At 46.6% G+C, this 11,741-nt stretch carries 6 protein-coding genes; 5 read left to right on the forward strand and 1 reads right to left on the reverse strand.

The window, feature by feature from the left end:
• Nucleotides 1-1,757: glycoside hydrolase family 97 protein (locus tag VIM72_RS09900; protein WP_332002675.1), on the reverse strand; the 1,757-nt coding region annotated here is incomplete at its 3' end.
• Nucleotides 1,758-2,459: 702 nt separating this feature from the next.
• Here VIM72_RS09900 and VIM72_RS09905 point away from each other — a divergent pair.
• The 5 genes from VIM72_RS09905 (at nt 2,460) to VIM72_RS09925 (ending at nt 11,682) form a co-directional block, all read left to right on the forward strand.
• On the forward strand, nt 2,460-4,106 hold the full coding sequence (locus VIM72_RS09905; RefSeq protein ID WP_332002676.1) for an alpha-L-fucosidase: 1,647 nt from the start codon (nt 2,460-2,462) through the stop codon (nt 4,104-4,106).
• 31 nt (nt 4,107-4,137) lie between these two features.
• A complete protein-coding gene (locus VIM72_RS09910; protein WP_332002677.1) occupies nt 4,138-5,154 on the forward strand; it encodes an aldo/keto reductase in 1,017 nt (338 codons plus the stop codon).
• Between the two features lie 23 nt (nt 5,155-5,177).
• Nucleotides 5,178-6,437 (forward strand): L-fucose:H+ symporter permease, encoded by a 1,260-nt coding sequence (gene fucP, locus VIM72_RS09915; RefSeq protein WP_332002678.1) that lies wholly within the window; start codon nt 5,178-5,180, stop codon nt 6,435-6,437.
• A 39-nt stretch (nt 6,438-6,476) separates the two neighbouring features.
• A complete protein-coding gene (locus VIM72_RS09920; protein WP_332002679.1) occupies nt 6,477-7,493 on the forward strand; it encodes a zinc-binding alcohol dehydrogenase family protein in 1,017 nt (338 codons plus the stop codon).
• A gap of 103 nt (nt 7,494-7,596) precedes the next feature.
• Nucleotides 7,597-11,682, forward strand: a complete 4,086-nt coding sequence (locus VIM72_RS09925) for a two-component regulator propeller domain-containing protein (RefSeq protein WP_332002680.1) — start codon at nt 7,597-7,599, stop codon at nt 11,680-11,682.
• Nucleotides 11,683-11,741 lie beyond the last annotated feature (59 nt).

The raw sequence follows: 11,741 nt of genomic DNA on the forward strand, positions 1-11,741 counted from the left end.
GTTTTTTTCTTCTCTTTTCTTTCGGCGTTAATGCCGCCGAGATACCATGAACTGCCTTTGCGGCGGGCCATAATAACATCCTGGCCGGGGTAACCGTCTACCAGCCGGGTATCATCCCAGGCGTTAGGCACCTGTTTTAAAAAGGTTTTGGCTGCATCCGGTAAATCGTCATAACCTTCAGGGCGGTCTGCCAAATGCTGAAGACCGGATTCAAACACTACGCTCAGCGCCAGTTCATGACCATACGATGTGATGTGCGGGTATTGGGAATTGGTAAAAGTGACCGGGGTATAATCCATTGCTCCCACTACGTTGCGGGTAAAGGGCAGCGTGGCATTATGCGCCGGCGCCATCATGGTAAAATCAGGTATATTATTATACCATTCAGCGCCCATCACGGCTTCGTAAGTCATCAGGTTGGGATAGGTTCTGGCCCAGCCGCGGGGAACCAGGCAGCCATGGAAATAAACCATCATCTCCGCCCTGGCGGCATCTTCCAGGATATCCAGGTAATATCTGATCATTTCCTGTTTCTCGCTTTCAAAGAAGTCGATTTTTACACCGGCAAATCCCATTTTTTTGAGTTTGGCAAATTCTTCTGTGCGACTTTCATGCGTCAGCATCCGGTCGCGCGGCGTTGCCCCTACATTGGTATGTTTCCCTCCTGAGTTGTACCAGATCAGCGGCCTTATACCTTTTGACCGGATGTACCGGGCTGCATCTTCCAGCTGGCCCCCGTTGCCCATAGCGTCCCATTCCCAGTCGAGCAGCGTATAAGGCCAGTTCATGCGGGCTGCCAGGTCGGCAAAGTCACAAACTATTTTATAGTCTTTTGTACCATGATTGCTGGACCAGTAATTCCATGACACGGTTCCAGGTTTGATCCAGGCGGTATTTTTTATCACAGCAGGGGCGGATACATCATCCACTAAAGTAGATGCCACTATATCCGGTAAATTGCCCATAATGATCACTCTCCAGGGCGATTTCCAGGGAAGCGTTATGGTAGGCTGGGAGGCGCCCAGCCCGTTTCCATCCCGGGCATCCGGAAACGTGATCTTATAGCTGGAAGGCTGTGCTGCATTGCTGAGCTTTGATCCGCAATAGCTGCCGTTTACATCGGCTTCATGCAAAAGAAACCAGCAGGATTTATCATTCGTGTGGAATAAGGCCGGGTAACACCAGTCCTGCGCAAGGATATTTTCATTGCTCATTGCCGAATAGGTCCGTTCGTTGGCCGTATTCCATTTTTCCATCCACCGCATGGTTTCAGCTGGAATGCTATACGCTGTTAATTCGTCTTTTATCACATAAGTGCCCTGTTTCCCGGGAAATTCATAACGGAATGTAATACCATCATTATACGCCCTGATGATCACATTCATTTTACTCTTTTGCCTGTTCTCAAAAGTGATCACTGTTTCATTGGCGGTATTGCTGCAAATGGATTTTTTGCCATGTACTGCTGTATACTGTTCATTAATCAGCAACGGGTTACCTGCTTTCAGCAGTTTCAGCTCTTTTGAAAAATCCTGGTCCTCCCGCAATAAACCCAGATCAATAGCAGGGATCACCACTGACTCCTTCCCGTTATTATTGAAGGATACTTTCATATACCATTCACCGTTATTCCCCTTTTGCCGGCAGGCGAGCAATATCCCTATTTTTTTATTGGGAGATTGAATGGTTATCTGCCGGGCAAATAAAGTACAGGAGCCAAATATAAAAAATAAGATCAGGGCAAGAGTCGATTTCATAACGGGAGTACTTTTTGAATTTAATGCTGAGACAATAACATCAAAGCAAGGTTGTGTTATAAATATTTTTCAGGAAAAGATGATCGTTAATTCTTTTAGCAATAAGGAAGAACAAAACCGGTTTGCCGGATCATACAGATGATGCGGCTTTCAAGCTTCATTCATCGCAGGAGTGCAGTCACTAATTGCCCGGTTCTTTTCAGCTTGAAATTTGAAAACGATTGCATAATAAAATACTTAATGCCAGAATGTTTATAAGAACGGGCAAATTATAGATTATTTGTAATTATTTCTGTATTTTTTTAAAATAAATTTTGAAATCGATTTCAAGTTTTTATATTTGCTATATTGGAAATGACGGAGGGAATTTTATCACGTTATGGTTGAATGCCAGCCAGTCAATCTCTTAACTGCAAACCACAGGTAAAACGAAGCAGGGAAATTTTGTTGCTTGAACTGTTCGCCTGCCAGTGTCTTAACTGCAAACCACAGGTGAGCATAAACAAACAGACTTTACCGCGTTATGGCCAGGTCATCAGCTTGTCGTCGGATCATTTATAAGTGTCTTGTTGACAATTTAATAAAGAGGTCTGAAAGAAAAACACTGTTCCATTAACCGGAAAATTTGAGGGAATTCTTCATAAGAATCAATCCCGCTATAAAACAAAACTTATTCATCTTCCTAAATAACACTCATACGTTATGAAACGCAGAACCGTAATAAAAGGATTGGCAGGAGCATTGCCTGCACTCTGGATATCAAAGGCAATGGCTAACGGGCTGGCTGAACTGGCAGTACCCGGGGAACCGGTTGCCAAAGGCCCGTTTAAAGCATCATGGGAATCACTGAAACAGTATACCGTTCCTGATTGGTACCGCAATGCCAAATTCGGCATATGGGCGCACTGGGGGCCGCAATGCCAGCCGGAGCATGGCGACTGGTACGCGAGGGGAATGTATGAGGAAGGCGGATGGCAATACAATTCGCATGTAAAAGAATATGGTCATCCATCTAAAGCGGGTTTCAAAGAGGTGATCCGTGAATGGAAAGCAGAGAACTGGAACCCGGAAGAACTGGTGGCGTTATATAAAAAAGCAGGCGCACAATATTTTGTGGCAATGGCCAATCACCACGACAATTTTGATAACTACAACAGTAAATATCATCCCTGGAATTCCACCAAACTGGGACCTAAGAAAGATATCATAGGAGGATGGGAAAAAGCGGCGCGTAACCAGGGGCTTCCCTTTGGCGTAAGCGTTCACGCTGCGCACGCATGGACCTTTTATGAAACCGCCCAGGGCGCAGACAAGAACGGCCCGCTGGCAGGCGTACCTTATGATGGCAAACTAACCAAAGCCGATGGAAAAGGTACCTGGTGGGAGGGCCTCGACCCGCAGGTATTGTATGCACAAAGCCATATTCCCGGCAGCAGGGACATTGGTAAGGTGTGGGACTGGGATGCGTCTAAAGGAGCCTCCGTTCCGGATAAAGCCTACTGCGAACAGTTCTTTAACCGTACCATGGACCTGATCAATAAGTACGGGCCCGACCTGGTGTACTTCGACGATACAGCGCTCCCGTTATGGCCTGTCAGCGATGCAGGATTAAGGATCGCCGCACACCTGTACAACAGTAGTATCAAAAAGCATGGTAAGCTGCAGGCCGTTTTGAATGGAAAAATACTGAACGAAGAACAGCGGAAATGCATGGTATGGGATATAGAACGCGGACAAAGCAACGAGATAGAACCTTTTGTTTGGCAAACCGATACCTGTATCGGCAGCTGGCATTATGACCGCGGAGTTTATAACGACCGCCGTTATAAAACGGCTAAAACCGTGATCGCCACACTGGCCGATGTGGTAAGCAAAAACGGAAACCTGCTGCTGAACATCCCTGTAAGAGGAGATGGTACTATCGACAGTGAAGAACGCAACATTGTGGCCGGCATCACGGCGTGGATGGACATCAATAAAGAAGCGATCTACGATACCAGGCCCTGGAAAATATTCGGGGAAGGACCGGCAGTAGAATCCGTGGCGCCATTAAGCGGGCCTGGCTTCAACGAAGGTAAAGGCAAACCAATGGGGGCGGAAGATATCCGTTTTACAACAAAGGGAGATGCGTTGTATTGTATTGTAATGGGCTGGCCGGAAAACGGCGAAGTGAATATCAAATCATTATCAGCAGGTAGCAGGCATTATCCTGGCAAGATCGGGCAGGTGGAATTACTGGGGGGCGCTAAATCACTGAGCGTGGAACGCGGAGATAGCGGGCTGCTGGTAAAACTGCCGGAATATAAGCCCAATGCGGATGCCCTGGTATTGAAAGTATTGCCTGCATAAGTATCTATCACAGAAGTTAATGAAAAAAGATATGACACTCCCAAAGGTAGTATTTGGCACCAGCGGATTAGGAAATTTGTTTACCGCTTTGGAGGAAACTACCAAAGAGGCTATCGTAAGAGAGTGCCTGGCGCATTCCCCAACGCCGGTGGTATTTGATACCGCCGGTAAATATGGAGCGGGGTTAGCGCTGGAAGCATTGGGGGCGGGATTACGTAAGGCAAATGCAGCTCCTGAAAAAGTACTGATCAGCAATAAACTGGGATGGCTGCGTGTGCCGCTCACCACGCCGGAGCCCACTTTTGAACCGGGCGTATGGAAAAACCTGCACTATGATGCGGTACAACGCATCAGCTATGATGGCATACTGGAATGTTTTGAGCAGGGAAATTCCCTGCTTGGAAATTATACTGCGCAGATGGTATCCGTACATGACCCCGACGAATACCTGGCCAAAGCCCGTGACAAAGAGGAAGAGGAACAGCTATTGGCAGATATCATGGGCGCCTACCAGGCGCTGCGTGAGCTGAAGTTGTCGGGCAGGGTACAATCTGTTGGTATTGGCGCCAAAAACTGGAGAGTGATAGAACGGATCAGCGGGAAAGTAGCATTGGATTGGGTAATGATCGCCAACAGTTTTACCATTAAAACACATCCGCGGGCCTTACACACTTTCCTGGAACAACTGCAACAGCAGGGAGTACAGGTGATTAATTCTGCAGTTTTTCACTCCGGCTTTCTTACCGGTGGAAATTACTACGATTATCAATTGATCAACGCTGCTGATGAAACCCATCAGCAGCATTTAAAATGGCGGGAGGAATTTTTCTCCGTTTGTAATGCACATGCGGTGCAACCAGCTGCTGCCTGTGTGCAGTTTGCCCTAAAGGCGCCGGGGGTAATGAGCATCGCGTTGAACACCACCCACCCGCAAAGAGTAGCGGAAAACCTGGGATTGGCCAATGCGCCTATACCATCTGCATTCTGGGAAGAGATGAAGGAGAAACAGCTGATCAATTCCTCCGGAGAAGCCACTGTTCATTATTAATCCACGTAAGAACTATACGCCATATGAATAAAGCACTATCAACCAATAAAACCACTCTTGCCATAGGGCTTATCACCGCATTGTTTTTTTTATGGGGGTTCGCACTGAACCTGAATCCCATACTCATCCCGCATTTAAAAAAAGCCTGCCGTCTCAGTGATGTGCAATCCGCCTTTATTGATTCAGCATCCTATATCGCTTATTTTTTATTGGCTTTGCCAGCCGGAAGGTTCATGTATAAATTTGGTTACAAGGGAGGGATTCTTTTAGGATTGCTATTGTTTGCCGCCGGTGCCGTTTTATTTTACCCGGCGGCGGCTACGCGTTCCTATCTCTTTTTTCTTTGTGCACTATTTATCATTGCCAGCGGGCTTACATTCCTGGAAACCGCAGCCAATTCCTATATCACCGTATTGGGCGACCCCGCCAAAGGCGCCTACCGGTTGAACCTGGCACAGTCGTTTAATGGCCTCGCAGCTTTCATGGCGCCGCTGATAGGCGGCCGGTATATATTGTCCGGCAAAACATTAACGGCTTCACAGGAGGCGGGCATGTCTGCCGGTCAGTTAGACGGCTACCTGAAAGCTGAAGCTTCCTCGGTGCAACTGCCTTTCCTGGTGATCGCGCTGGTGGTGTTATGCGTGGCGGCATTGGTATGGAAAACGTATTTGCCCGAGATCAGGGAAGAAGAAACCGGTAATGCCAACGGCTCTGTTTTGAGCGAGAAAAATCTTTTATTGGGTGTGGGCGCCCAGTTCTTTTATGTAGGAGCGCAGGTTTGTATCAGCAGCTTTTTTATCCGTTTTTCACAGCGGGTAGCAGGCATTGAAGAAGTACAGGCTGCCTATCTTTTATCTGCCGCATTGCTGATGTTTATGGTGGGGCGTTTTGCGGGAACTTTATTAATGAGATTTGTGGCGCCGCCCAGGTTACTGGTTATTTACAGCATCCTGGTAATGTTGCTGCTTTCTTTTGCGATCTCCACAACAGGCATCACTGCCGTATATGCGCTGATGGCCGTGGAATTTTTTATGTCTATTATGTTCCCTACCATTTTTGCTTTAAGTGTAAAAGATCTTGGCGCAAAAACAAAGAAAGGATCTTCACTGGTGATCATGGCCATTGTTGGCGGAGCAGTTTTACCGGTGATTATGGGACGCGTATCAGACGCCAGTAATATACAGCAGGCATATATTGTTCCGGCAGTTTGCTTTATTGCCGTGTTATATTTCGGAATAAAGAATATTACAGTCGCCAAAGTGGATTTATCTGCCTCACACTGATACGCATACCTGCAAATATTAAGTTTATAAAAAGTAGCAATGAGAACACTTGTATGTACACAGCCGGGAAATTTTGAATATCTGGATGGTATTACCCCTGAGCTAAAGCAATCACATGCCATACTGAAGATCAGGAGGGTAGGCATTTGCGGTACCGATCTGCATGCCTTTGAAGGAACGCAGCCTTTTTTTGAATATCCCAGGATCCTGGGCCATGAACTGGCTGCGGAGCTGGTAGAATTTGATAACGCCCCTGGTTTCAGTGTAGGCGAGCCCGTTACTATTATACCTTATTTCTATTGCGGCACCTGTATAGCCTGCCGCAGTGGCAAACCGAATTGTTGTACCCGCATTAAGGTATGCGGTGTTCACCAGGATGGAGGAATGGTGGATTACCTGGCAGTGCCATCGTACTCGCTCGTGCACGGGCAGGGCCTGAGCTTCGACGAGCTGGCGCTGGTGGAGCCGCTGGCTATAGGCGCACACGCGGTAAGAAGGGCAGGCATCACACCAGGAGAGTATGTACTGGTGGTTGGCGCCGGTCCCATCGGGTTGGGAACCATGCAGCTGGCCCGGATTGCCGGTGCAAAAGTAATTGCCCTGGATGTAAATGATCACCGCCTTAATTTCTGCCGGGAAAAATTAGGGATCACACATGTAATCAATGCACTGAAAGATAATGTGAATGAAGCATTAATGACGATAACCGGCGGAGATATGCCAACAGTTGTAATGGATGCCACGGGCAACCTGAAAGCTATTAACAACGCTTTCAGCTATATGGCCCATGGCGCCAGGTATGTGTTGATCGGTTTACAGAAAGAGGCGATCAGTTTTAGTCACCCTGAATTTCATAAACGCGAGGCAACTTTAATGAGTAGCCGCAATGCAACTACGGCCGACTTTGAGCACGTAATTGATTCCATGAAAAAAGGACTGATTGATCCTAAAACCTATATCACACACCGGGTTGCGCTGGAACAGGTAAAAGATACCTTTGAAAGCTGGCTGGATCCTTCCAATGGAGTTATAAAGGCAATGGTAAGTATGGATTGATGTTTTTCTGAATTAAATTCGTATCATGCAGTGCGCCGGCAGGAGTGGCAACTAATGTTGATCATTATCCGTATTAGCTACCGAAAAAGATAAATGCGTTGTGATGCGATTTTTAGTCTGGACCCTTTTATTTTTATATTCATTTACCGCCCTGGCCCAGGGCGAGCGATACAATTTCCGTAAACTTGATATACAGAATGGCCTTTCCCATAACCAGGTCAACGCCCTGTTAAAAGGCACGGATGGCTTCCTGTGGATCGGTACAATGTCGGGGCTTAACCGGTACGACGGCTATTCGTGCAGGGTTTTCCGCGGGATTCATAACGACAGCTCTTCGCTGAACGATAATAATATTAATGCACTTTATGAATTGCCGGACAGGAAAATGTGGGTGGCTACCATGGGAGGCCCCTGTATCTATAACCCCGACACTGAAAAATTTAACCAGAACAGCAACAGTTTCTTACAAACCCTGGGATTGCCATCCGGCGGTATCCGGCGAATCACAAAAGGTAACAGTAACAGGTATTGGTTCCTGTATGATAACGGGGATTTGTATCTATATGCCGGTGCAGATAAAAAGCCCACACTTTTTTATCCGCGGAAAGGAGCCGCGCCTTCAGGGAAAATTATTTCCATGGAAGAATCAAAGGGCGGAAAGCTGTGGCTCCTCGGCGAAGACGGGCTCCTGCAGGGCTATGACCTGAAATCAGGCAAGCTGGTTACTGCTGCTACGCCTGTTCAGGACAAAGAACATCTGCCGGTTAATTTTTATGTTGATGAAGACGATGATATCTGGCTTTGGGGATATAATTCCGGTGTCGTATTCTTTCATCCCGCCGGCAACTCCGTTAAAATATTTAAGAAAAATACAACCGCGGCGCGATTGAGCGCCGACCTGGTAACCCAGATAATTCAGGACAACCGGGGCCTCATCTGGGTGGCTACGGATCATGGAGGAGTTACGTTAATAGATAAAAAAAATAACTTCAAAACAGATTATCTCCTCAATATTCCCGATGATACCAGGAGCCTCAGTCAGAACAGTATCAACACCATTTATAAAGATAGCCAGGGTATCATCTGGCTGGGCACCTATAAGCTCGGTGTAAATTACCTGAACAACAGTATCGTGCAATTCCCCAATTTCAGCCGGCACCAGGGTGTGAACAAAGGCGGCCTTCCATACGATGATGTGAACCGCTTCGCTGAAGATAAGCTGGGTAATCTCTGGATAGGCACCAATGGGGGAGGCCTTATTTATTTCAACAGGCAAAATAATACCTTTAAACAATATCTTCATGATCCGGGAAACCCGAATAGCCTCGGAAGTAATGTAATAGTGAGTTTATGGATAGATCATAAGGATGTTTTATGGATTGGCACTTACCTGGGCGGACTTAACAGTTATGACGGGAAAAAATTTACCTTGTACAAATCCCGTGCGGGCGATACTACCAGCCTGTCGGACGACAAGGTATGGGAAATATTTGAAGACAGGGACCAACACCTGTGGATTGGTATGCTGAACGGAGGGCTTGATCTTTTAGACAGGAAGACGGGCCGGTTTGAACATTACCGGGAAGGGCCGCTGGCCCCGCTGTCAACCCGCATTTCTGCTATGATACAGGACAGGCAGGGAAATTTGTGGATTGGAACAGATGCTGGAATATCATCAGTCAGGGCTGATGGCAGTAACAGGAAAGTATATCAGCATACAAACGCCCCGGGCAGCTTAACGAATAATAGTATCAATTGTATCCTGGAAGATAGTAAAGGACGGATCTGGCTGGGCAGCAGGGATGGGCTCAATCTTTTAAACGCGCAATCCGGAACTTTTAAACTCTATACTACTTCGGATGGTTTGCCGGATAACCTGGTACTGAATATCCTGGAAGATAACCAGCATACTCTCTGGATCTCTACGCCAAACGGGTTGTGCAACGTTATTCCAGTCGAAAGAAATGGGGCTATCAGTTTATCAGTTACGAATTATGATGAGGCCAATAATCTTCAGAGCCGTGAATTCAATAAAAATGCGGCCTTTAAAACAAGGGCAGGCGAAATAATTTTCGGTGGTCCTTCAGGTTTTAATATTATTAACCCGGAAAAAATAGGCAAACATTCCTATGCTTCAAAGCCTGCTATTATCGGTTTTGAAATATTGAACAGGAGTATCAGGCCCGGGGAACTGGTAAATAACCGGGTGCTGCTGAAGCAATCTTTATCACAGCTCCAAACAATTGACCTGGAATACAGGGAAAATGTATTTTCCATTGAGTTTGCCTCCCTCGATTTTGCCTCGGGCAAAATTGATAAATATGCTTATATGCTAAAAGGCTTTAACCCCGATTGGTTGTATGCAGACGGCAGCCAGCGAAGGGCCACTTATACCAATCTTAATCCCGGTCACTATGTTTTTGAAGTAAAGGCATTAAACAGGGATGGTTCCTGGAGCCCGGTTAAAAGCCTGCAGATAAATATCAGGCCCCCGTTCTGGCAAACGCCTCTTGCTTATATAATATATGCATTAACGGGCCTGGGATTGTTTTTCCTTGCCCGGAAAATCACCCTGGAAAGACTACATATGAAATTCCAGGTGCAGCAACAACGCAGGGAGGCGGAGCGGGCGCATGCCATTGATCAGCTAAAAACAAAGTTCTTTACAAACGTGAGCCATGAGTTCCGTACTCCGTTAAGCCTCATTATCGCCCCGCTCGACCGGATCATCAAACAAACTACCAATGAAGAGCATAAAAAGCAGTTGAATATGGTGCAGCGGAATGCCAGGCGCTTACTGAACCTGGTAAATCAATTGCTCGATTTCCGTAAAATGGAAGTACAGGAAATTAAATTACATCCTTCCGTAGGAGACATCATCAGGTTTACGAAAGATATCAGTTCCTCGTTTGCCGATATTGCCGAAAAGAAAAAAATACAGTTGTCATTTTCGTCTGCCATCAGCAGCCTGGAAATTTATTTTGATAAAGACAAGGTAGAGAAGATCCTCTTAAACCTCATCTCCAATGCTTTTAAATATACGCCTGATAACGGGAAAGTGGATATAAACCTCTCCTATAACGAACCTTCAGGCAATGAAGAGGAGGGGACAGTGGTGTTTGAAATAAAGGATACAGGTATCGGTATTCCTCCCGGTCAGCACGAAAGGGTTTTTGAAAGGTTCTTTCAATCAGATGTGCCTGAGAGTATGGTGAACCAGGGTACCGGGATCGGCCTTGCCATCACCAGGGAATTTGTAAGGCTCCACGGCGGCACTATCACCCTTAAAAGTGAACCGGACAAAGGCGCCTGCTTCACGGTAACACTGCCGGCCAGGAAGATGCTCGTGATGCCCCCCCTGGCTGCTAATCCTCCTATTCCTCCGGTTGAGCAGGAACCGGAACAGGAACCCAGGAACAATAAAAAGAAGCTGATATTGATAGTGGAAGATAATGAAGATCTGCGCTTTTACCTGAAAGACAACCTGAAGGATCTGTACAGAGTTGAAGAAGCCTCCAACGGGCAGGAAGGTTGGGCCAAAGCAAAACTACTGCTGCCGGATCTTGTGGTCAGCGATATTATGATGCCGCTTATGGATGGAGTGGAACTGGCCAAAAAGATCAGGTCTGAAATGCTCACCGCTCATATTCCCATCGTGCTGCTTACGGCCATGGGAAGCGAGGAGAAACAACTGGAGGCGCTTAGTACGGGAGTTAATGATTACGTTACCAAGCCGTTTACATACGAGATACTGGCTTCACGCATCAGGAATTTACTGGCGCAGCAAAAATACCTGCAGAAACGTTTCCAGACCCAGATTGAAGTGAATCCCAGTGAAATCACCATTACTCCTGTAGATGAGCAGTTCCTGAAACAGGCTTTGGACATCGTGGAAAGAAAAATAGACGACCCCGTTTTTTCTGTGGAAGATTTAAGCCGGGAAATGTGTATGAGCCGCGTTACTTTATATAGAAAGGTAATATCGCTTACCGGTAAGTCGCCTCTTGATTTTATACGTTCCATCCGGTTAAAAAGAGCAGCCAACCTGTTGCAAAAAAGCGGGTTGTCTGTAGCCGAAATTGCTTACCAGGTAGGCTTCAACGACCCGAAAGTATTCAGCAGGTCGTTCAAGGAGGAGTTCAATGCAACCCCAACACAGTATGCGGCCAGTCACAAAAATAAAAGTTAGATAGCTGAGGATATCCGGGCGCCATTTGTTTGTAACAAATCATCCCTTATTTGAAACAA

The sequence above is a fragment of the Chitinophaga sp. genome (assembly GCF_036569185.1).
Lineage (GTDB): Bacteria > Bacteroidota > Bacteroidia > Chitinophagales > Chitinophagaceae > Chitinophaga.